This is a genomic window from Bradyrhizobium canariense, assembly GCF_900105125.1.
Lineage (GTDB): Bacteria > Pseudomonadota > Alphaproteobacteria > Rhizobiales > Xanthobacteraceae > Bradyrhizobium > Bradyrhizobium canariense_A.
Map to the genome: position 1 here is coordinate 3,514,932 of NZ_LT629750.1, position 22,195 is coordinate 3,537,126.

Below are 22,195 nucleotides of genomic sequence, written 5' to 3' on the forward strand. Positions count from 1 at the left end.
AGGCTGCGGCAATTCATTCTTCGATGTCGTCAGCGGCCGAGCTATAATCATAAAATGCAGCACGAACGGGAGGTTGAACATGGACATTCCTGTCATTCAACAAGCCAAAATCCAGGCTCAGGTCCTCGTTCCGCTGCTGAAGGCCTTGCAGGCGGAATTGGGCGAGGAGCGAGCGAACGCCCTTGTTCGAGGCGCCCTGGGTGACACCTATCGTCGCTACGGCGAAGCGTTCTGGCGGACGAAGAATGAGAAGAACCTCGGGAAGTTCATGTCATCCGCGTTCGCAACCTACGCCCGCGAGAACGCTCTTGATTATAACGTGATCGAGCAGTCACAGGATGCCTTCGAGATCGATGTGACGGGATGCCGGTACGCTGAGTTCTACAAGGAGCTTGGTGAGCCGGAGCTCGGATTCTTGCTGGTCTGCACTGCGGACTTCGCTACGTCAGAAGGATTCGGTCCCGACATCAAGCTCACGCGCACGCAAACCATCATGCAGGGCGCCAGCCACTGCGACTTTCGCTACAGGCGATTGAAAGCGACGGGCTGAGCGCAAGCGGACATGCGCTCCTGAGGTCCTTCGCCGTTGCAACGCGAGCGACAAGCTCGCCGCCAATGACTTCGCCTTGATCCAGCCAGCGTCAATCAGGGCGTAAGCCCATAAGTTCAGAATGATCGGCGGACGCCCGCTTTGGTGCGCATAACGGACTCAAGTCGGACATCGCGCCATGTCCGAAAGTGCCCATGGGCGACATCCGCGCGGGCTTGAATGCCAACTGGGACGGCTCGCCCCAATGTAAATCTTTCCAATTGCGCTACGGTAAGCTTGCGGCGATAAATTTGCCCATGACCCATCGGGCGATATTTGTCATCATCCCTGTCTTCGTTTTCTGCCCAATTGCACAACTGTGGGCAGAGGACAAAGAGCCGTTCGCAGTGGTTGAACTAGGAGCCGCAACGGAACGAAGTATCCAAGAGGGTACCTATAGCGTCGGGCCTTCGGCTTCGGTTGAGTTTCCGGTCATCAAGGACTGGCTTGAAATCGAGACGGGTATCTCGCCCTTATTCCGGCCGGGTCAAACCGAATGGCAAGCCGATCTTCTCTTCAAGAAGCCGTTCACAATCAACGAGCATGTCGAGTTTATGATCGGCGCGGGTCCGCAGTTGAGTTATGCAACTGCGGCCGGCGGTACGCAGATTGCGAGCGAGCTCGCCCTTGAGTGGATGATTTGGCCTTCGGCAGACCGCAAGTTTGGTTGGTTCGTCGAGCCCACCTATAGCTACTCGTTCAGCAGGGGCCATGAGCGAGCGATCGGCGTGACCACGGGGCTCACCATGGCGATTCCCTGAATTGGGGCGCTCCTGACCTTCAGACTAGGGCATCGCGGATCAAACACGGACAAGGTGCCGCCTTTCGCTGACGACTGAACGCCGACTAGCGGCATGAGAGCAAATACGGAGACAACGGGAAGCAATAAAAGCTCGACCCGAGCGATTACTCAGCGGGCATACCCAACGGCGGGCGTAATTCACTGAGTGCCTGTTTTGCAACCGTGGCGGCACCTTGAAGTGCAAGCGTGGCCATGATCGCGGCAACGATGACGTCGGGCCACCCGGTACCTGTGCCGAAGACACCGAAAGCCGCTAATAGAACGGCCACGTTGCCGAGCACATCATTCCGCGTGCAAACCCAAGCGGATCGCATATTTGCATCGCCGTGGCGATGGACCCATAGCAATCCGAACGACGCCGCATTCGCGACCAAGGCCACAAATCCGACGGCCCCCATCGTGAAGGCGCTGGGCAATGTGCCGTATACAGCGTGCCAGACAGCGGTACCGACGACCCACAGGCCAAAAATTCCCATGGTCGCAGCCTTAGCCAGCGCAGCCGATGCTCGGTAGCGCAAGGCCATTCCAACCACGAAAAGGCTGATGCCGTAGTTTATCGCGTCGCCCAGGAAATCGAGGGCGTCAGCCTGGAGCGATGCCGATCCGGCCGCAAGGCCAGCGCCGACCTCGATCACAAACATTACAGCGTTGATCGCAAGAACGGCCCATAGCACCCGCCGATATTTGGCGGCGTTACCTTTGTGGGTGTCCAATCTCAAGGGCGGCGGTGTGCAGCAGCAATCAGCCATATCGATAAAATAGGTTTGGGCTCGTCTCAATACAATTGCGCTTTTGGCGGCACATGCCTGCTTCGGGTCATTCGCGTCGATCTTAGTATGTCCGCGACATGTCCGGTTAGGGGACGATCCGGGAAATGCCGATTGTCCGGTTTTGCAGCCAACAAAGGACATCCATCCTTACGGGTTTGGGTCGGTTGATGTTGATAGACGCGCCCGCTGTGCGCGCGTAACTTTGTCGTGCCAAGCCACGCTTGAACACAAGCCGCAAACCGGAAGGAATGTTCAAATGTTGACGAAACGCGATCTCCTTCATTCCGCCGCCTTGGCTGCAATCACCGCCTCGATGGCGAAGTCAGTCCCGACGCAGGCACAGACGAGCGCCGTCCGCCCGGGCTTCTTCAAGGCAAAGGACATTGCGGAGGCAGGTTTCATCTATGGCCTGCCGATCGTAATGAATTACGGCGTCATGTACGAATACGCCGTCGATCGCAACTCGGGACAGTTCAAGGCGCCGTTCAACCAGATCAAGAACGAACCCAATGTCTTCACCTACAAGGACACAGCCATTCCCACGCCGAACAGCGACACGCCCTATTCGTTCGTATGGATGGACTTGCGGGCGGAGCCGATCGTTTTGTCGGTCCCGGCCGTGGACCCGAAGCGCTATTATTCGGTCATGCTCTGCGACGGCAATACCTATAATTACGGCTATATCGGCAGCCGTGCCACAGGCAGCGAGGCTGGCGATTACATGGTGGTCGGGCCGGATTGGAAGGGCACGACCCCGCCCGGTATCAAGAAGGTGTTCCAGTCGAGCACACAGTTTTCGGTAGCGGGATATCGCACCCAGCTTTTCAACCCGGACGACCTCGACAACGTCAAGAAGGTCCAGGCCGGCTACAAGGTGCAGACGCTTTCCGCCTATCTGAAACAGCCGGCTACGGCTGCCGCCGCGATGGCCATCGACTTTCCGAAAATCGACAAGGAACTCGTGAAGACGGATTTCTTCGAGTACCTCGACTTCGCGCTACAATTTGCACCCGCGCAAGAGAACGAGAAGGAGATACGCGCCCAGCTTGCGCGCATTGGCGTCGGGCCGGGCAAGACATTCAACTTCAAGGACCTCTCGCTGGAGGACAAGCTCGAGGTCGGCTTGGGCATGAAAGAAGGCGATCGAAAGGTCGATGAGGCTATCACCAATGCCGGCAAGGCGGTCAATGGCTGGCGGGTAAGTGGACTACCGGGCGACAGCGCCCATTACAACGGCGACTGGTTGATGCGCGCGGCCGCCGCGAAGGCCGGGATCTACGGCAACGATCCCGCGGAAGCGACCTATCCAATCACACGCATCGACAGCGATGGCCAGACGCTGGACGGCAGCAAAAATAACTACACTTTGACGTTCCCATCTGGTCAGCTTCCGCCAGTAAATGCCTTTTGGTCGTTGACCATGTATGACGGAAGAACGCAGCTCCTGATCGAAAATCCGATCAATCGCTATCTGATCAATTCGCCAATGCTGCCCAACATGAAGACGAACCCCGATGGGTCGCTGACGCTCTACATCCAGAACAAATCGCCGGGGCCGGACAAGGAATCCAACTGGCTGCCCGCCCCGAACGACACGATCTATCTGGTGATGCGGCTCTACTGGCCGAAGACCGAGCCACCTTCGATCTTGCCCCCGGGCGAAGGGACATGGCAACCGCCCGGCATAAAGCGGGTCGCATAGAGCGACACACAGAGAGCGGCCACCCGAGCACCACGCTGGAAACCTCATCGCCAGTGCGCCCGGCTGGTTGAAAGGATGCAATGTCGCCTTAGGGTCGTTCGCGCCGATTTAGTATGTCCGCGGCATGTCCGGTTTCCGCACCCAGTCCGCCGCTGCGTCAACGAGTTCATACCCTAGCCCGAAAGGCCGCCCCCAGGAGTTGACCCGGTACCCTCGTTGTCATATAAAACGGACGTTCGTTCTTTTTATAAGCTCGAAAGGGCCGCGCCATGATGGATATCGGAACGATTTTTTCCCTGCCTTTCGCAGGTAGCGAAGCCGCCAGCCTCGTTTGGCCGTCCCTGGCGGTGCCGTCCAACGGAGCGCGCGTCGCCTTCCCGTTGGTCGCGTTCGCCGTGATTTTTCTGTTCGAGATCGCCTTCCCGCTCTTCAGCTACGCCCAGGGACACCTGGTGCGGCACGCCACCCGCAACCTCATTCTCACCGCGATTTTTCTCGGGATGAACTTTCTCCTCAGCCCGCTTTCACCCTTGGCCACGGGTATTGTCACGCAAGCGGGATTCGGCGTGTCCTACTGGCTGGGACTTCCACCTGCCGGACAGCTTTTTGTTGGTATCGTGGGCCTCGACCTGTTCGCCTACTTCGCGCATGTAACGATGCATAAAATCGCGTGGTTGTGGCGCTTCCACCGGGTGCATCACTCCGACAATGCAGTAGATGTCACGACAGCCTTCCGGGAGCATCCCGGTGAAACGTTGTGGAGAGTCGGTTGGCACATCGCGGGCGTCATCGTCTTCGGCACGCCGATGTGGGTGCTCATCACCTATTTGTCGCTGTCCGCTTTGAACGCCCAGCTCGAACACGCCAACATTCGTGTGCCGGAGAGATTGGACCGTTGGCTCCGGCTGTTATTCGTCACGCCCAACATGCACAAGGTCCATCATTCGCGCCACCTGCCCGAGACCGACATGAATTACTCAAATCTCCTGTCGATCTGGGATCGCCTCGGCAGCACCTATAGCCATGGACCGCATTTCGCGGAGTTGCATTACGGCCTGGACGACTTCGACGATCGGGAAAAGCAATCCGTTCGCGGCTTGCTGAAGATGCCCTTCATGAAGGCCTGGGGTCGGTCGGATACGCCATCCGAGGATGAAAGCGTGGACCGTCAGGCGGCCTAGCCAAGCCAGCCACACTGGCCGTCTGGAAGCGATCAGGCTTGAATCGCCAACTTGCCTTTACTCCAATCCCGCGCGGCGAAAACCTTCCAGATAATGCTCGCGGTCGGAATCGAGCTTCCACGGCAATTGGTGTGCGATCCAGGCGAGCGAGATATTGGGCTGCGTGCGCCGCAGCTCCTTCAGTGCGGCAGCCGAAACCTCGGTTTGGCCGGCCATGCCGGCGGCCACCGTCAGCACCCGGTAGGCGCCGGTGAGATCGCCGCGCTGGCGGATCGCTTCGCGCGCAAGCGCAATCGCCTCCGGGTAATTTCTTCCGACAAACTGCGCGTAAGCGGCGATACCATAATAAATCGCCAGCGACGGATCGCGCGGACTGAGCCTGATGGCGCCTTGCGCCGCTTCATATGAATCCCGCCAGCGGCCGCTATAGGACAGCGCCAGCGCGTAGTAGCCTTGCGCCAGCGAGAAGTTCGGGTTGAGCTGCAACGCGCATTCGAATTCGGCCAGCGAGTCGTCTAGACGCCGGGTGGAAAAACAGACGCTGCCGAGCGCGGTATGCGCCCAGGGGTCTTCGTTGTCGGCCTGGATCGCCGCGAGCGCCGCGCGTTCGGCCAGCGGCGCGGCCTTCACGATATCCGCCCAGCCCAAATGAACGCCGAACATGTGGCTGGTGGCGAGCACCGAGTGCGCCTGGCCATAGTTCGGATCGATCGCAATCGCCCTTTGCAAAAGCTCCTGCGCGGCGACGTGGTCCTGCCGCGTCACGCGCCAGTAATGCGACAGCGCCCGCATCACCAGGTCCCAGGCATCGAGGCTGTTCGGCGGCTTGCGGCGGGCGCGAAAATTCTCGGCCGCATAAATCTGCGGCTCGATCGCCGCGACAATCGCATCGGTGATTTCGTCCTGCACCGCGAACACGTCGGTCAGGTCGCGGTCGTAATGTTCCGCCCAGACGTGACTGCCGGTCGCGACATCATTGAGCTGCGCGGTGATGCGGACGCGGTCGCCGCCCCTGCGCACGCTGCCTTCAACCACGTAACGCACGCCGAGTTCCTCGGCGACCTGGTTCAGATGAACCGGCCTGCCCTTGTAGATGAAAGACGAGTTGCGTGCGATCACGAAAAACCAGCGCACCTTGGACAAAGCAGTGATGATGTCTTCGCTGATCCCGTCGGAGAAATAGTCCTGCGCGCTGTCGCCGCTCATATTGTCGAAGGCGAGTACGGCGATCGCCGGCCGGTCGGGCACCACCAATGCCCGCCGCGGCTGCGCATTGATCTCAGGCGGTGCGCCGGGCGGCTGAAGGCCGCCCGGTTGCGCCTTCACCTCGCCGACAAAGCGAAGCCCCTTGCGTGAAATGGTCCGGATCAGTTTCTGATCCCTGCCATTGTCGCCGACCGCCGTTCGCACAGCGTTGATGCGGCTGGTCAGGGTCGAATCCGAAACGATCCGGCCACCCCACACCAGGGCGATCAGATCCTCCTTGCTAACGACACGGTCGCGATTCTGCACCAGATGGACCAGCAGGTCGAACACCTGCGGCTGCAGGGCAACGTGATGACCGCCGCGAAGCAATTCGCGACGTTCGGTGTCAAGCGTATGATCGTCAAAGATAAATTGCACGGCGCATCCCGGACGGCGTCCATCCTCAAGAAATAATCAAGCCCGTCTCACGGACAAATCAAGCGCGGGACAAAGCCTTCCCTACGCGCTTTTGGCATCCTGCACAGACCGCAGTTGTGATCTCAATCACGGATCACGGTTTGTTGCGGCCTCATTTATTCATTGCTTTGACCGGAGTCGATTATGACCCAGATTCAGTCCATCAGTCCGGAAGTTCCGGCAAATCGAATGCCGAGATTCATCGGATTTCTCTACGGGCTCGTCGCCTATTTCGCGTTTTTTGGCACAATTCTTTACGCGATCGGCTTCGTCGGCGGTTACGCCGTACCGAAGACCATCGACAGCGGCCAGGAATCGTCCGTAACGGAGGCGCTCGCCGTCAACCTGCTCCTGATGTCGTTATTTGCCGTGCAGCACAGCGTGATGGCGCGCAAGCAGTTCAAGGAGTGGTGGACTCAATACGTACCGAAGCCGGTCGAGCGCAGCACCTATGTGCTGTTCGCGAGCCTGTGTCTCATGCTGCTGTTCTGGCAGTGGCGCCCGATGCCGGCAATTGTTTGGCAGATCAGCGAGCCAGATGTCGCAGTGACGGTCGCAACGCTGTCGTTGGGGGGTTGGGTGATCGTGTTCACCAGCACCTTCCTGATCAATCATTTCGAGCTGTTCGGCTTGCACCAGGTCACCAACAACCTCACCGGCCATGAGATGCCGCCGCCGCGTTTCCGGACGCCGCTGTACTACAATTTCGTGCGGCACCCGATCTATCTCGGCTTCATCATCGCGTTCTGGGCCGCGCCCACCATGACAGTCGGGCATCTGCTGTTCGCGGCGGTGACCACGGCCTATATTTTCGTCGGAATTTTTCTTGAAGAACACGATCTGGTCGAGATGTTTGGCGATGAATATCGCCAGTATAAGCAACGCGTATCGATGTTGCTGCCCTGGCGCAAATCGGCCTGATCAAGACTCAATTTCAGCAAGGAACATATGAAATGGATCACATTGGAAATTGTTTTTGCGGCACCGTCGAAGTGACGGTCACCGGTTCGCCCGAAGCTATGGGCTATTGCCATTGCCGCTCATGCCGCTCGTGGTCGGGCGGTCCCGTCAACGCATTCAGCCTCTGGAAGCCCGAAGCTGTCAGGATCACGGCCGGCGCAAACCATGTCGCGACCTTCGCCAAGACCGAAATGAGCCAGCGCAAATATTGCACGAAATGCGGCGGCCACCTGATGGCCAATCATCCGCCGATCAACCTCGTCGACGTGTTCGCGGCCACGATTCCGACGCTGGCGTTCACGCCCGGGGTTCATGTCAATTACGCCGAAACGGTATTGCCGATGCGGGACGGCTTGCCGAAACTGAAAGACTTCCCGTCCGAGTTCGGTGGTTCAGGCGAAGTCATCACCGACTAGGGAATGATTTCACGATAGCGACAATGCGGCGAACACTGTTCGTCGCCCGCTGATCCATGACTCGTGCCGCGCGACTCCTGAAATTCTCAGGAATCGGCGGCGAAACTTTTTTGGAAGGTGAACCTTATTTTTTTGAAGTGAACCTTGGCACTTTGGCTCCGACGAAAATAATGAATATGAGCTGGAGACAGACGGATGATTTTTTCTGATACCAAGACTTTCGTTACCGGCGACCGCGTCGAACGGCGGCTGGCTGCGATACTGGTGGCGGATGTCGCCGGTTACTCGCGCCTCATGCACACGAGCGAAGAAGCGACGCATGCACGCGTGACCGCGCTTTTGACCAACACCGTGCTGCCGGCGATCTCAGGACATGGCGGCCGCGTCATCAAGAGCACCGGTGACGGATTTCTCGCCGAGTTTCCCAGCGCCGTGGATGCGGTGCGGGCCGCAATGCAGTTCCAGGGCGGCGTCTACAAGCTCGCGATCCCTGACGCGCCCGACGAGCGGATTCTGTTCCGCGTCGGCATCCATATCGGCGACATCATCGTCGGCACGCAGGATATCTTCGGAGACGGCGTCAACATCGCGGCGCGGCTCGAGGGCATCGCCGAACCCGGCGGGATCTGTCTTTCGTCCTCGGTGTTCGACCAGGTCCACGGCAAGATCGGAATTGAATTCGCCGATCTGGGTGCGCGCGACCTCAAGAATATTGCCCGCCCGATCCGGGCCTATGCCGTCGTTCCCGACGGCTCAAGCGCGACGACGCCGAACGGCGGCGTCATGCCGGCGCCGCTATCGGCGCCGCGCTTCTCGATCGTGGTGCTGCCGTTCGTCAACATCGGCGATGACCCCGAGCAGGAATATTTTGTCGATGGCGTGATCGAGAGCCTGACCACGGATCTGTCGCGTATCTACGGCTCGTTCGTGATCGCCCGCAACACCGCGTTTGCGTTCAAGGGCAAGTCGCCCGACGTGCGGCAGATCGGCCGCGAACTCAATGTTCGTTATGTGCTTGAGGGCTCGGTGCAGCGAAACGGCAACCGGCTGCGGATCAATGTCCAGCTGATCGACGCCGAAACCGGCAATCATCTCTGGGCCGAGCGGTTCGACAAGCCGCTCGCCGATTTCTTCGACATGCAGGATGAAATCGTGTCGCGGCTCGCCAACGCGCTCGATGCACAGCTCATCGAGGCCGAGGCGCGGCGGGCGGGACGCTCGCCGCATCCCGATGCCATGGACCTGTATTTCCAGGGCCGGGCGTACTGGAACAAGGGAATGACGCCGGAATATCTGACGCAGGCGATGGATTTCTTCGAACGCGCGCTGGCGCTCGACGCCGGGCACGTCGATGCGATGGTCGGCTGGGCCACCGTGGTTGCCAGCATAGCCGGCTCGTTTGCCAGCGACGACCGGGCCGCCCAGCTCGCGGCGGCGGAGACGACCCTGACCAAGGTGTTGTCGATGGCGCCCCGGCATGCCTGGGCGCATCTGACGCTGGGCGCGGTGCAGATGTTCACCAATCGGGCTGCCCAAGGCATCGGCGAATGCGAACGGGCATTGACGCTGGATCATAATCTGGCGGACGCGCATGCCTGCATCGGCATGGGCAAGTATTTTGCCGGCCGTGCGGAGGAGACCGAAGCCCATATCCTCGAAGCACTGCGGCTCTCGCCACGCGACGTCCATGCCTACCGCTGGATGCAGTTCGTCGGAATCGCCAAGGCACAGCTTGGGGCAGACATCGAAGCAGTTTCGTGGCTGCGCCGGAGCATCGAAGCCAACCGCAATTTTCCGCTCGCGCATTTTCATCTGGCGGAGGCGCTGGCATTGCTGGGCCAACTGGACGAGGCGCGGGCCGCGGCAAAGGCGGGGCTGGCGCTGCAGCCGGACTTTACCCTGCGCCGTTACCGCATGAATGCCTTGAGCGACAATCCGGCCTATCTCGCCGGACGCGCGCGGAGCGCCGAAGGCATGCGGCTCGCCGGTGTGCCGGAGGGCTGAGAAACGCATCCGGATGGAACCGGTTTGTCGACGTCGAAACGAAAGGCACAGATGGCCTCATGGCGAAACGTCTCCGGCACGGAGATCCCCCCGCGTCCGGATTCACCGTCATGGCCATCACGGTCGTCCCGGCCTGACCCTGAAAAAGGTAGAAATCGCAGACATTAATGCGCCGGTCTTCGCGCGCGCCAGGCGTATCGAAATGGTGCCGTCCACTAAATCCGGTAAATTGCGGCCGGCGGTCCTGAAATCACGTCCGTGCGTCCGAAGCGGCGGGTTCCGACGCCTGCACAAGTCATCCTTTTCAAGGATCTGGATTAAGTCTCAGTCTTTGGCGCAGGGGTTACTTGCGGTGATTTTCCGCGTCACATCCGGGACGAGAATGTGGATTAAATGTGGACTCTTTGCGGCTGAACTTGCTTGCCTTTTCCAGTCAAAAAGGCCGCTTGAATTAGTTCAGACCAAGAATGTGAATGAACTGTCAGTTCTTCGTGCCCGGCGGTGCACTTCACCCAATTTCGCCCGATGTCGTCGACTTAAGAATCTGGATTAAGTCGTAAGACTTACACCGACAAAAAAGCGAGATCGCAATCGGCGATCTCGCTTTCGGAATATGACGACCAAGGTTTAATTTTTCGTGTGCCGCCGGGTAGAGGCCGGTCTGAGCGAGACCGCGTTTGCGCGATCTCTCTACTCAGACCGTCGATCGAACCTTAGTTCTTCGACTTATCGACCAGCGCGCCCTTCTTGATCATCGAGATCGCGCTTGCGCGATCTCGATACTTAGATCGTGGATCAAGCCCTAGTTCTTGGTCTTGTCGACCAAAGCGCCCTTCTTGATCCACGGCATCATGTCGCGGAGCTTGGCACCGACGTCCTCGATCGGATGCGCGGCGAGCTTGGCGCGGGTCGCCTTGAACGAGGTCTGGTTGACCTTGTTCTCCAGCATCCAGTCGCGCGCGAACTTGCCGGACTGGATGTCGTTGAGAACGCGCTTCATCTCCTTCTTGGTCTCGTCGGTGACGATGCGCGGCCCGGTGACGTATTCGCCATATTCGGCGGTGTTGGAGATCGAATAGTTCATGTTGGCGATGCCGCCTTCATAGATCAGGTCGACGATCAGCTTCACCTCGTGCAGGCACTCGAAATAGGCCATCTCCGGGGCGTAGCCGGCTTCCACCAGGGTCTCGAAGCCGCCCTTGATCAATTCGACCAGGCCGCCGCAGAGCACGACCTGCTCGCCGAACAGGTCGGTCTCGCATTCCTCCTTGAACGAGGTCTCGATGATGCCGGCACGACCGCCACCGATCGCCGACGCATAGCTGAGGCCGAGGTCGTGGGCGTTGCCCGAAACGTCCTTGGCAATGGCGATCAGGCAGGGCACGCCGCCGCCACGCTGATATTCCGAACGCACGGTGTGGCCGGGGCCCTTCGGAGCGATCATCAGCACGTCAAGATCGGGACGCGGATCGAGCAGGTTGAAATGCACGTTGAGGCCGTGGGCGAACACCAGCGCGGAGCCCTTCTTCATGTTGTCGTGCAGATGCTCGCGGTAGATATCGCCCTGCAATTCGTCGGGGGTGAGCATCATCACGAGGTCGGCCCATTTGGCGGCCTCGGCGACTTCCATCACCTTGAAGCCGGCGGCTTCCGCCTTCTTGGCGGAGGCCGAACCCTTGCGCAGCGCGATGGCGACTTCCTTGACGCCGGAATCCTTCAGGTTCAGCGCATGGGCGTGGCCTTGGCTGCCATAGCCGACGATGACGACCTTCTTGCCCTTGATCAGGTTCAGGTCGGCGTCGCGATCGTAATAAACACGCATAGTCGTTTCCTTTTTAGTGGCCGGCGTCGGCCGGTGGGTCAGGCTTCCGGAAGGTCGCGGCCTGCTAATTTCCGGGGTTGTCTAGTCCATTTTGGCCGCAAGGGGAAACCCGTTTCTGCATGGCGCGCTGCGGCATCATGCGTCCATGAAAACGGGGTAGAGCGAGGCAAGCAGCAGCAGCGCCATGACGATGTTGAACGCCCGTACCGCGCGAGGGGACGTCAGCACAGGCCGCAGCGAAGTACCGAACATCGCCCAGGTCAGCGAGGACAAGGCGCCCAGAAACAGGCTGAGCGCGACCTGCATTGCGATGTTCCAGGGGAAGGACGCGATGGCGGCATACGCCGTGATGGTGCCGATCACCATGACCCACCCCTTGGCGTTGATCCACTGGAACAGCACCGCGCCCCAGAACGTCATCGGCCCGCGCCGCTCGTCCTGATCGGGCTTGACCGGATCCGACATCGCGATCGCAATGGCGAGATAGATCAGATAGGCGACGCCGGCGTATTTCAGGACGGTCTGCAGCACCGGATAGGCGATGAAGATGGTTCCGAGGCCGAGGCCGACGGCCCCGACCATGAAGGCAAACCCGATCGTGATGCCCGCGATATGCGGCAGCGTCGGACGAAAGCCGTAGGTTAGCCCGGACGACAGCAGCATGATGTTGTTCGGCCCCGGCGTGAAGAACATCACGACGGCGAACATGACAAAGGCAATCAGGAGCGAATGCGACATTGGCGGCCCTCATGCGATCTTCGGCAAAGCTTGTTCGGAAGAGGCTTGCGGCCGTTTCGACAGCAGCATGACCGCGATCCCGCCGACCACGGTGACCATCCCGGCCAGCCGCAACGGCCCGAATTTTTCCCCGAACACGACGCTCGATGCCGCGGAACCGACGAACGGCACCAGCAGCGCGAACGGCACCACCTGCGCCGCGGTGTAATCGCGCAGCAGCCGGCCCCACAGCCAGTAGGCGATGCTGGTGGAAATTCCACCCAGCGCCAGCATGCAGATAAGGCCGGTCAGCGACATATGCGCCAGAGCCTGCCAGGTGGGTTGCGGACCATCGACAATCAGCGTCAATGGGAATAGCGGCACCGCGGCGGCAAGGCACAGCCATGCGAACAGATCGAACATCGGCGCGCCCTTGGCCCGCCGCAGCAGCAGATTGCCGATCGCGAAACTGACTGGGCAGATCATCAGCACGGCGAACGCGCCGACGCTGAAATCATACCCGACGGTGCCGCAAATCATCAGCAAGCCCACGGTCGCGACCCCGACGCCCGCGGCCTGTAATCGCGTCGGCAACTCGCCGAACGCCACCGCCGCGAACGCGATCGTGAACAGCGCCTGGCTCTGCACGATCACGCTGGAAAGGCCGACGGGAACGCCATGCGCGATGCCATAGGCTTGCGCCAGGAACTGGCCGAGAAACAAGGTCAAGCTGATCGCGATCAGAAGCGGCCAGGAGATATCAGGCTTGCGCACGAACAGGCACGGCAACGCCGCGATGGCAAACCGCAGCGTCGTCATCAGCGCCGGCGAAAACTCGTCGAGCGCGATCCGGCTCGCGACAAAGGCGAGGCCCCAGATCACCGCCACCAGGACGGCAAGACCGACGTCGGCTGGCTTCATCGAATTGCCTAACTCTGCTCGCCGGATTTCGGCTTGCGCAGCAGATAGGTGCCGTGCAGCGGCGCGTGATAATCGGCGGAGACCAGCGAGAAGCCGACATCGGTCAACATACGCTCGATCACCCAGCCGAAGGTCGAATGCTCGTCGCGCATATGGGTGACGACGCTGTCGCGCGCGAAGCCGTGGTTCTTGATATTGAAATCCGCCCACTGCCCGATGTCGCGATCGGAACCGTCGGGCGTGCTGACGAAGACGATATCGCGCAGGAAGAAGCAGGCGCCCGGCTTCAGCGCATTATAGATCCGCGACATCGCCACCGCCTTCCAGAAATCCGGCAGGTGATGCAGCGTGAACTCGCTGGCGACGAGATCATACGAATTGGGCTCGTAGGCAAAACTCAACAGCCCCGCCGACTGGGTGCGGATCGCGAGCTTGCGGTCACGGGCCTGGATGTCCGCGAGCGCCAGCATGGCCGGCGAAATATCGATCGCGTCGACCTCGGCGCCGAGCTGCGCGGCTTCGCACGCCAGCACGCCGTTGCCACATCCGATATCGGCCACCCGCCAGCCGCGCTGCACCCCCAGCATGGTCAGCGCCGCGCGGGCGCGGACGTCGCGGTCGTCATCGCAGTCGTAGATCGAAGCGACAGCGGAATCGAGGCCGATCTGTCCCCGCTCGTTATAGTACCAGTCGCGCGCCAGCATGGTTCACATCCCCTCGGGCCCGCGCCCGATTGCGGCAACCCCGGTGCGTGACACTTCGACAAGGCCGAGCGGACGCATCAGGTCGATGAATTGATTGATCTTGGCGGAATTGCCGGTGATCTCGAACACGAAGCTTTCGGTGGTGGCGTCGATCACCCGGGCACGGAACGCGTCCGCAAGCCGCAGCGCCTCGACGCGATTGTCGCCGCCGCCGCGCACCTTGACCATCGCCAGCTCGCGCTCGATCGAACGGCCGGTCAGCGTCATGTCGACGACACGGTAGACCGGGATCATGCGGTCGAGCTGATGCTTGATCTGCTCGATCACCATCGGCGTTCCCGTCGTCACGATGGTGATGCGGGAAAGGTGTTTCTGGCTCTCGGTCTCGGAGACGGTGAGACTTTCGATGTTGTAGCCGCGGCCAGAGAACAGCCCGATCACGCGCGCGAGCACACCCGGCTCGTTCTGCACGAGCACCGAGAGCGTGTGCGACTCGGTCGGATCATGGCGGTCTTCCATGAAATAGGCGGATGCGGGCTGGTTCATTTTAAGTCCCCGTCAGTCTCTCATTGGTCATGCCCGGCCCTGTGCCGGGCATCCACGTCTTAATTTTCGACGAGAAGGAAGACGTGGATGGCCGGGACAAGCCCGGCCATGACGGTTTCTTTCTCAACGTACTCACGCCGGCACCCGTTGTTCGGCGGGTGCCGCAACTTCCGGCCCCACCCAGCGGCGGAACAGATCAAAATCGATATTGCCGCCGCTCAGGATCAGGCCGACGCGCTGGCCCCGAATTTTTTTCTTTTCCTGCAGCGCGGCCGCAAGCGCCGCGGCGCCGGCGCCTTCCGCGAGGTTATGCGTATCGGTCCAATAAGCGCGGATCGCGGCCCCGATTTCGTCATCGGTGACCTGCACGATGCGCGATGCGCCCTTGCGGATGATCGAGAGCGCATCGGGATCTGGAATGCGGGTCGCCATGCCGTCGGCCAGCGTGTTGCTGGTTTCGGTCGTGACCACTCTGCCTGCCGCGAACGACAGCGCATAGGACGGCGCCAGGGTCGACTGCACGCCGACGATCTCCGTTTTCAATCCGAGCAGATCGCGGGCAAGAATGCAGCCGCAGATACCGGAGCCCTGCCCGATCGGCACATAGACCACACCCAGGTCCGGCGCGGCTCGCAACAGTTCAAGCGCATAGGTCGCAACGCCCAGAACCAGATCGGGATGAAACGCCGGCACGACCTCGAGCCCGCTCGCCTCGGCGCGGCGATAGGCTTCCTCGCGCGCCGCCTGAAAGTCATCGCCATGTTCGACGAGAACGGCGCCGAACGCCTGCATGGCGCGATTTTTCTCGACCGAATTTCCGCGCGGCACCAGGATCGTCACCGGCAAACCGTAGCGGCCCGCCGCAAACGCCAGACTCTGGCCGTGATTGCCGCGTGTCGCCGAGATCAGCCCGACGGTAGCGGGCCGTTCGCGTTTCAGGCGATCGACATAGGTCAGCCCGCCGCGCACCTTGAAGGCGCCGGTCGGCGTGTGGTTTTCATGCTTGACGACCAGGGAAGCGCCGAGCCGTTGCGACAGCAACGGCCACGCATGCGCAGGGGTCGGCGGCATCGCGTGGCCGACAATCTCCTGCGCTCGCTCCAATTGCCCGAGGTCAAACATCTGACGGTCTCACCTCACACCAGCGCCTTGCCGCCGGCGAAGGCGGCTGCGGTAGCTTCGTCATTGGCTTCGACCGGCAACAGCATTTCATTGTGCGCTTTGCCGGAGGGGATCATCGGGAAGCAATTCTCCAGCGCCGCCACCCGGCAATCGAACAGCACCGGGCGCTTGACCGAGATCATCTCCTTGATCGCGCCGTCGAGATCGCCGGGCTTGATCGCCTGGATACCGACGCAGCCATAGGCTTCGGCGAGTTTGACGAAATCCGGCAGCGCTTCGGAATAGCTGTGCGACAGCCGGTTGCCGTGCAGAAGCTGCTGCCACTGCCGCACCATGCCCATGTACTGGTTGTTGAGGATGAAGATCTTGACCGGCAGTTCGTGCTGAACGGCCGTCGACATCTCCTGCATGGTCATCTGCACCGATGCGTCGCCGGCGATGTCGATCACGAGGCTGTCGGGATGGGCGACCTGGACGCCGATCGCCGCCGGCAGGCCGTAGCCCATGGTGCCGAGGCCGCCCGAGGTCATCCAGCGATGCGGCTCCTCGAAGCCGAAGAACTGCGCCGCCCACATCTGATGCTGACCGACTTCGGTCGTGATGTAGGTGTCTTTCCCACGGGTCAACTCGAACAGCCGCTGGATCGCATATTGCGGCAGGATGATATCGCTGTTCTTCTTGTATGACAGCGAATTGCGCGCGCGCCATTTCGCAATCTCCTGCCACCATGGCTTGATGTCGGGCTTCTTCGCCTCCGCCTTGAACACCTGCAGGAGATCGCCGAGCACGTTGCCGGCATCGCCGATGATCGGAATATCGACGCGGATATTCTTGTTGATCGAGGACGGGTCGATATCGATGTGGATTTTCTTTGAGCCCGGCGAAAACGCGTCGGTGCGCCCGGTGATGCGGTCGTCGAACCGCGCGCCGACGCACAGCATGGCGTCGCAATCATGCATCGCCATATTGGCTTCGTAGGTGCCGTGCATGCCGAGCATGCCGAGCCAGTTCTTGCCCGACGCCGGATAGGCGCCGAGCCCCATCAAGGTCGACGTGATCGGGAAGCCGGTCGCTTCGACCAGCTCGCGCAACAGCTTGGAAGCTTCGGCTCCGGAATTGATGACGCCGCCACCGCTGTAGATCACCGGACGCTTGGCGGAAGCGAGCAACGCCACGGCCTTGCGGATCTGCGCCGCATCGCCCTTCACGCGCGGCGTGTAGGAGACATGCACGTCCGACTTGCGCGGCGGATGATAGGTGCCGACCGCGAACTGCACGTCCTTCGGGACATCGACCACGACCGGACCCGGACGGCCGGTGCTCGCGACATAGAATGCCTCGTGCAGCACCCGCGCCAGATCATTGACGTTGCGCACCAGCCAATTGTGCTTGGTGCAGGGACGCGTGATGCCGATGGTGTCGCATTCCTGGAACGCGTCATTGCCGATCAGATGCGTCGGCACCTGGCCGGTGATGCACACCAGCGGGATCGAATCCATCAGCGCGTCGGTCAGCGGCGTCACCATGTTGGTGGCGCCGGGACCCGATGTCACCAGCACCACCCCCGGCCTGCCGGTGGAGCGCGCATAGCCTTCGGCGGCATGGCCGGCGCCCTGCTCGTGCCGGACGAGAATGTGCTCGACCTCGCTCTGCTGGAAAATCTCGTCATAGATCGGAAGCACCGCGCCGCCGGGATAGCCGAAGAGGTGCTTGACGCCATGATCGATCAGCGCGCGCACGATCATGGCTGCGCCGGTCATCTGGTTCGGATCGTGGCTTTTGTCACTCATGGCTGGCTCCGGATTCGCTGTCGTCAGCGGCTTTCTTTGGTTTGGGTTGTTCGGAAAATAAAAAGGGGCCCAAGAGGCCCCATGCACACCGCCCGAATTTGGATGGCCTCAGCCACCCCCGGCGGTGCGCCTGGGTACGACTACGATAAGGAGTTTGGTAATAATATTACGCATGTGAGCGCTCAGACTTCCCAAAGGTTGCGCGGAACATAGCGCCCGGCCTTGAAAAGTCAAGGCAAGGCGGCCGCTCGACGCGATATCCGTAGCCTAGCGGGGTTCCGGCCGTTCGGCGAGTATGAAATTGCTGTTTCCTGCCATGCGCGAGTGGCCGTCTCGTCGTCCTGTAGCCCGGATGAGCGAAGCGATATCCGGGGCTCTCGCCGAAATTCCCGGATATCGCTTCGCTCATCCGGGCTACGAAATATCCAGCCACCCCCTCGCCTCCTCCGGCTTCACCCATTCGAACTCCGGCAGTTGATGCCGGAACCAGGTGAATTGCCGCTTGGCGTAGTGGCGGGTGTCGCTGCGGCCGACCTCGGCGGCCTCCTGCCGCGTGATCTCTCCGTCCAAGTGCCGGATCAACGCCGGCACGCCATGGGCTTTCATCGCCGGCAGCAGCGGATCGAGATGCCGCGCGCCCAACGCGGCAACTTCTTCCAGCGCGCCGGCGGCCAGCATCGCGTCGAAACGCGCATCGATCCGCGCATAAAGCGCATCGCGCTCCGGCGCCAGAAACACCGCACTGAACTCGCCCGGCGGCAACAGCGGCGGCAGGCCTTCGCGATGCCAATCGGTCAGCGAGCGCCCGGTCGCCTCGACCACTTCAAGTGCGCGCGCAATCCGGGTGCGGTCACGCGGCTTCAAGCGTTCGGCGGATACCGGATCGCGCTCTCTTAGTTCGGCATGCAACGCCTCGACGCCGTTCCGCTCCAGCCGCGCGCGCACGTCGTCGCGGATCTCGGCAGGTATAGGCGGCACCGCCGATAGCCCGCGCGTCAGCGCCTTGAAATAGAGGCCGGAGCCGCCGACAAAAATCGGCAAGTGCTTTTGCGCACGCGCTTCGGCGAGTGCCGTGGCTGCGTCATTCACCCAGCTCCCCGCCGAGAAATTGACCGCGGCATCGACATGGCCATAGAGCCGATGCGGTACCCGCGCTTCTTCTTCCCGGGTCGGCCGCGCGGTGATGATGCGGAGGTCGCGGTACACCTGCATGGAATCGGCGTTGATGACGACGCCGCCGGCTTTTTCAGCCAGTTCGAGCGCCAGCGCCGACTTGCCGCTGGCGGTCGGCCCTGCGATAAGCACGGCTTGGCTTTCCGCTCGAGGCGAATTCATCCCGATGTCTCTCGTCGCCACGCTCATCTGCAACCCCGCCGATCCCGCGCTCGATAGCACGGTGATTGACGGTGCGCGCGCTATTCTTCCCTCGGCAGGCCCCGCGCGATGGCTGTTCGACGAAGTGGCCGTCGACATCCCCTTCACCGGCAGCGAGGACATCGGCGCCATCACCGCCCGGCTGCGCGAGGCGAAAGGCGACCTGCCGATCGATATCGTGGTGCAATCCCAAATGGACCGGCGCAAGAAGCTTTTCCTGGCCGACATGGATTCCACCATGATCGGCCAGGAATGCGTCGACGAGCTGGCTGACTTCGCCGGGCTGAAGGCGCGTGTCGCTGCCATCACCGAACGCGCGATGCGCGGCGAGATCGCGTTCGAGCCGGCATTGCGCGAGCGCGTTGCTTTACTGAAGGGCTTGCCGGTCGGCGTCGTCGACGAAGTGCTGAAAACGCGCATCACGCTGACGCCGGGCGGCCGCGAACTGGTTGCAACCATGCGCGCGCATGGCGCCTACACCTGCCTGATCTCGGGCGGCTTTACGTTGTTCACCAACGCCGTCGCGAGCCAGATCGGGTTTCAGGAAAACCGCGCCAATGAGCTTAAGGTCGAAGACGGCAAACTGACCGGCGAAGTCGCCGAGCCGATCCTGGGCCGCGCCACCAAGCTCGCCACGCTGATCGAACTGCGCGAATCCTTCGATCTCGACAACCTCGACACGCTCGCGGTCGGCGACGGCGCCAATGACCTCGGCATGATCGAGGCGGCGGGCTTAGGCGTCGCCTACCACGCCAAGCCGGCGGTCGCCGCCGTCGCCCATGTGCGGATCGACCACGGCGACCTCACCGCGCTGCTCTATATGCAGGGCTATCGGCGGGACGAGTTTGTGGCGGGATAGGCGGGATGCCAACTGTCCTGCGCTGGGGACCATACCGCGCTTTCTTTTATTCGAACGAGCGGGGCGAGCCGCCGCATATTCACGTTCGCTCCGGAGATTTCGAAGCCAAATTCTGGCTTCACGATCTGTCTGTCGCGGTCAACGCGGGATTTCCTGCCCACGAAATCGGCGCTATTCCGTTACCTGAGATCGCACCGCGATCTCCTCGAAGGCAAATGGCATAAGCACTTTGGAAATTGATGTCGGCGATATCAGGCCGGTTTCGGTTGCCTTCACCGCCGATGAGTTGGTCGTGACATTGGCGGACGGTCGCAAGATTGCGACGCCGCTTGGGTGGTATCCGCGACTGCGGGACGCAAGCGTTGCCGCGCGAGCGCACTTTGAACTGATGCCGATGGGCATTCACTGGCCCGAGCTTGACGAAGATCTCGGCATTGCCGGGATGCTGCGGGGCCGGCCAGCGGCGTAACAGCCGCCATGCCCGGACTTGACCCGGGCATCCGTCAATATCCCAAAGCATCAACTAACCGGCCACGGCGCGGATACCCCGCTTTCGCGGGGTATGACAGCAAGCTACTGCAAGCTCAGCGCCACGAACCGTAATTCACCATCGGAGTTGGCGACCAGCAGCAGGATGGATTTCTTGCCGTCCTTCTTAAACTGATCGACACGCTTCTTGACGTCGGCGGCGTTGCTCACCGCTTCCTGCGCCACCTCGACGATGACCTCGCCGGGGCTCAAGCGCTTGTCTGCCGCGTCCGTATTCTCGTCGACATTGGTGATGATGACGCCCTTGACGCTGTCCTTGACCTTGTAGCGGCTGCGCAGATCCTTGCTGAGGCCGGCGAGATCGAGACCGAGCGTCTTTTGCGTCACCGGCTTTTCGGCAGGCTCCGGCGTCTTGTTTGCAACCTGCACCGGCTTGTCGCCATCGTCGAGACGGCCGAGCGTCACCTGCTTGGTTTGCTCCTCACCCTTGCGGATGACGACGACGTCGACCTGCTTGCCGACCGCGGTATCGGCCACGATGCGCGACAGATCCTTTGGTTCCTTGATGTCCTTGCCGTCGAACTTGACGACGACATCGCCGGGCTCGATGCCTGCGGGCTTGGCCGGGCCCTTGTCATCGACGCCGGCGATCAGGGCCCCGCGCGCGGGCTTGATGTTGAGGCTTTCGGCAATCTCGTCGGTAACCTGCTGGATGCGGACGCCGAGCCAGCCGCGGCGAAGCTCGCCGAACTGCCGAAGCTGATCGACCACGCCCGCCACGGTCTTCGAGGGCACCGCAAAGCCGATGCCGATCGAGCCGCCGGTCGGCGAGATGATCAACGTGTTGACGCCGATCACTTCACCATCGAGGTTGAACAGCGGACCGCCGGAATTGCCGCGGTTGATGGCGGCGTCGGTCTGGATGTAGTTGTCGTAAGGGCCGGAGGCGAAGTCGCGGTTTTTCGCCGAGACGATGCCCGCGGTGACCGTGCCGCCGAGGCTGAACGGATTGCCGATCGCGACCACCCATTCGCCAAGCCGCAGCTTGTCGGAATCGCCGAACTTCACCGCGGTCAGCGGCTTGCTCGGCGCGAACTTCAGCACCGCAAGGTCGGTCTTCTTGTCGACGCCGACCAGATCAGCCTTGAACTTGCTGCCGTCGTTCATGATCACGTTGATCTCGTCCGCGCCGTCGATGACGTGATTATTGGTCACGACGATGCCCGCGGTGTCGATGATGAAGCCGGAACCGAGCGAAACGGTTTTGTGCGGCGCCATATCCGGGCCCTTATCGCCACCGCCATGGCGGTTCTTGAAATCGTCGAAGAACTCCTCGAACGGCGAGCCCGGCGGCAATTTCGGCATCGTGCTCTTGTTGTCACCACCCAACGGACCGCCCTTGGCTTCGACGGTCTGCGATGTCGAGATGTTGACCACCGCGTCGATCACCTTCTCGGCGACATCGGCGATGCCCTCGGGGCCTCGCGCGAAAGCGGGCTCCGCCATGACGACACTGACGGCGCCGAGACAGATCGCGGCCACCAACGGGCGCAGGCGACGACTCAAGGCTGGGATCGCACTGGTCATGTCAAATCTCTCTTCGTAAGAACGGGTCGGAATTTTGCGTCCACAGTGCGCCCGAACCGGGTAACGGCGCAAGCATTAGCGAACCATTTCGCCGCCATGTGCGCACGTTAAATACGGCGAAAAACCGGCGTGACGGCTCAATTCGGCGTTGATTGCGCTTGGCTTCGGCTGCACGCGA

General features: G+C 61.3%; 22 protein-coding genes. 11 read left to right on the forward strand and 11 right to left on the reverse strand.

The window, feature by feature from the left end; all coding sequences use genetic code 11:
* The first annotated feature begins 79 nt into the window (after window positions 1–79).
* Complete coding sequence (locus BLV09_RS16835) at window positions 80–550, forward strand: L-2-amino-thiazoline-4-carboxylic acid hydrolase (protein WP_146688144.1); 471 nt, start codon at window positions 80–82, stop codon at window positions 548–550.
* A gap of 194 nt (window positions 551–744) precedes the next feature.
* A complete protein-coding gene (locus tag BLV09_RS16840; RefSeq protein ID WP_146688145.1) occupies window positions 745–1,350 on the forward strand; it encodes a hypothetical protein in 606 nt (201 codons plus the stop codon).
* Window positions 1,351–1,495: 145 nt separating this feature from the next.
* Here the strand turns inward: BLV09_RS16840 and BLV09_RS16845 are convergent, their stop codons facing one another.
* Window positions 1,496–2,140: a cation transporter gene (locus BLV09_RS16845; RefSeq protein WP_146691162.1), complete on the reverse strand. Its 645-nt coding sequence runs from the start codon at window positions 2,138–2,140 to the stop codon at window positions 1,496–1,498.
* A gap of 277 nt (window positions 2,141–2,417) precedes the next feature.
* On the opposite strand from BLV09_RS16845, the gene BLV09_RS16850 reads away from it, so the two are divergent.
* Together BLV09_RS16850 and BLV09_RS16855 are read left to right on the forward strand one after the other, a co-directional pair.
* Window positions 2,418–3,863, forward strand: a complete 1,446-nt coding sequence (locus tag BLV09_RS16850; RefSeq protein ID WP_146688146.1) for a DUF1254 domain-containing protein — start codon at window positions 2,418–2,420, stop codon at window positions 3,861–3,863.
* A gap of 269 nt (window positions 3,864–4,132) precedes the next feature.
* A complete protein-coding gene (locus BLV09_RS16855; protein ID WP_244549128.1) occupies window positions 4,133–5,044 on the forward strand; it encodes a sterol desaturase family protein in 912 nt (303 codons plus the stop codon).
* Between the two features lie 57 nt (window positions 5,045–5,101).
* Here the strand turns inward: BLV09_RS16855 and BLV09_RS16860 are convergent, their stop codons facing one another.
* Window positions 5,102–6,667 carry a winged helix-turn-helix domain-containing tetratricopeptide repeat protein gene (locus BLV09_RS16860; RefSeq protein ID WP_146688147.1) on the reverse strand — a complete coding sequence of 522 codons (1,566 nt, stop codon included), beginning with the start codon at window positions 6,665–6,667 and terminating at the stop codon, window positions 5,102–5,104.
* Between the two features lie 183 nt (window positions 6,668–6,850).
* On the opposite strand from BLV09_RS16860, the gene mddA reads away from it, so the two are divergent.
* Genes mddA through BLV09_RS16875 form a run of 4 tightly spaced genes read left to right on the forward strand, consistent with a single transcriptional unit; the run spans window position 6,851 to window position 10,086 of the window.
* A complete protein-coding gene (gene mddA, locus BLV09_RS16865; RefSeq protein WP_146688148.1) occupies window positions 6,851–7,627 on the forward strand; it encodes a methanethiol S-methyltransferase in 777 nt (258 codons plus the stop codon).
* A gap of 32 nt (window positions 7,628–7,659) precedes the next feature.
* The gene (locus BLV09_RS16870) at window positions 7,660–8,082 is read left to right on the forward strand and encodes a GFA family protein (protein WP_146688149.1); all 423 of its coding nucleotides are present in this window, start codon (window positions 7,660–7,662) and stop codon (window positions 8,080–8,082) included.
* Between the two features lie 56 nt (window positions 8,083–8,138).
* Window positions 8,139–8,291: a hypothetical protein gene (locus BLV09_RS37305; protein ID WP_167558765.1), complete on the forward strand. Its 153-nt coding sequence runs from the start codon at window positions 8,139–8,141 to the stop codon at window positions 8,289–8,291.
* Window positions 8,278–10,086: an adenylate/guanylate cyclase domain-containing protein gene (locus BLV09_RS16875; protein WP_146688150.1), complete on the forward strand. Its 1,809-nt coding sequence runs from the start codon at window positions 8,278–8,280 to the stop codon at window positions 10,084–10,086. The genes BLV09_RS37305 and BLV09_RS16875 overlap by 14 nt, the downstream gene beginning before the upstream one ends.
* 802 nt (window positions 10,087–10,888) lie before the next feature.
* Here the strand turns inward: BLV09_RS16875 and ilvC are convergent.
* From ilvC to miaA, 8 genes are all read right to left on the reverse strand, one after another.
* On the reverse strand, window positions 10,889–11,908 hold the full coding sequence (gene ilvC / locus BLV09_RS16880; RefSeq protein WP_146688151.1) for a ketol-acid reductoisomerase: 1,020 nt from the start codon (window positions 11,906–11,908) through the stop codon (window positions 10,889–10,891).
* Window positions 11,909–12,043: 135 nt separating this feature from the next.
* Window positions 12,044–12,646: a LysE family translocator gene (locus BLV09_RS16885; RefSeq protein ID WP_146688152.1), complete on the reverse strand. Its 603-nt coding sequence runs from the start codon at window positions 12,644–12,646 to the stop codon at window positions 12,044–12,046.
* 9 nt (window positions 12,647–12,655) lie between these two features.
* Window positions 12,656–13,546: an EamA family transporter gene (locus BLV09_RS16890; protein ID WP_146688153.1), complete on the reverse strand. Its 891-nt coding sequence runs from the start codon at window positions 13,544–13,546 to the stop codon at window positions 12,656–12,658.
* A gap of 8 nt (window positions 13,547–13,554) precedes the next feature.
* Window positions 13,555–14,250, reverse strand: a complete 696-nt coding sequence (locus tag BLV09_RS16895; protein ID WP_146688154.1) for a class I SAM-dependent methyltransferase — start codon at window positions 14,248–14,250, stop codon at window positions 13,555–13,557.
* 3 nt (window positions 14,251–14,253) lie between these two features.
* Entirely contained in the window at window positions 14,254–14,796 is a 543-nt protein-coding gene (gene ilvN / locus BLV09_RS16900) for an acetolactate synthase small subunit (protein WP_100383560.1), read from the reverse strand.
* 132 nt (window positions 14,797–14,928) lie between these two features.
* Window positions 14,929–15,918, reverse strand: coding sequence for a threonine dehydratase (locus BLV09_RS16905; RefSeq protein WP_146688155.1), 990 nt, complete (start codon window positions 15,916–15,918; stop codon window positions 14,929–14,931).
* 14 nt (window positions 15,919–15,932) lie between these two features.
* Window positions 15,933–17,708 carry an acetolactate synthase 3 large subunit gene (locus BLV09_RS16910; protein ID WP_146688156.1) on the reverse strand — a complete coding sequence of 592 codons (1,776 nt, stop codon included), beginning with the start codon at window positions 17,706–17,708 and terminating at the stop codon, window positions 15,933–15,935.
* A gap of 414 nt (window positions 17,709–18,122) precedes the next feature.
* Window positions 18,123–19,043 carry a tRNA (adenosine(37)-N6)-dimethylallyltransferase MiaA gene (gene miaA, locus BLV09_RS16915; RefSeq protein WP_146688157.1) on the reverse strand — a complete coding sequence of 307 codons (921 nt, stop codon included), beginning with the start codon at window positions 19,041–19,043 and terminating at the stop codon, window positions 18,123–18,125.
* 4 nt (window positions 19,044–19,047) lie between these two features.
* Here miaA and serB point away from each other — a divergent pair, with 4 nt between their 5' ends.
* From serB to BLV09_RS16930, 3 genes are read left to right on the forward strand one after another with little or no spacing between them, the layout of a single operon-like run.
* Window positions 19,048–19,941 (forward strand): phosphoserine phosphatase SerB, encoded by an 894-nt coding sequence (serB, locus tag BLV09_RS16920; protein ID WP_146688158.1) that lies wholly within the window; start codon window positions 19,048–19,050, stop codon window positions 19,939–19,941.
* A gap of 5 nt (window positions 19,942–19,946) precedes the next feature.
* The gene (locus tag BLV09_RS38830) at window positions 19,947–20,165 is read left to right on the forward strand and encodes a DUF4160 domain-containing protein (protein ID WP_146688159.1); all 219 of its coding nucleotides are present in this window, start codon (window positions 19,947–19,949) and stop codon (window positions 20,163–20,165) included.
* Window positions 20,166–20,170: 5 nt separating this feature from the next.
* Window positions 20,171–20,410, forward strand: a complete 240-nt coding sequence (locus tag BLV09_RS16930; protein ID WP_244549129.1) for a DUF2442 domain-containing protein — start codon at window positions 20,171–20,173, stop codon at window positions 20,408–20,410.
* 104 nt (window positions 20,411–20,514) lie between these two features.
* Here BLV09_RS16930 and BLV09_RS16935 read toward each other — a convergent pair whose 3' ends face one another.
* Window positions 20,515–22,017, reverse strand: coding sequence for a Do family serine endopeptidase (locus BLV09_RS16935; RefSeq protein WP_146688161.1), 1,503 nt, complete (start codon window positions 22,015–22,017; stop codon window positions 20,515–20,517).
* Between the last annotated feature and the right edge of the window lie 178 nt (window positions 22,018–22,195).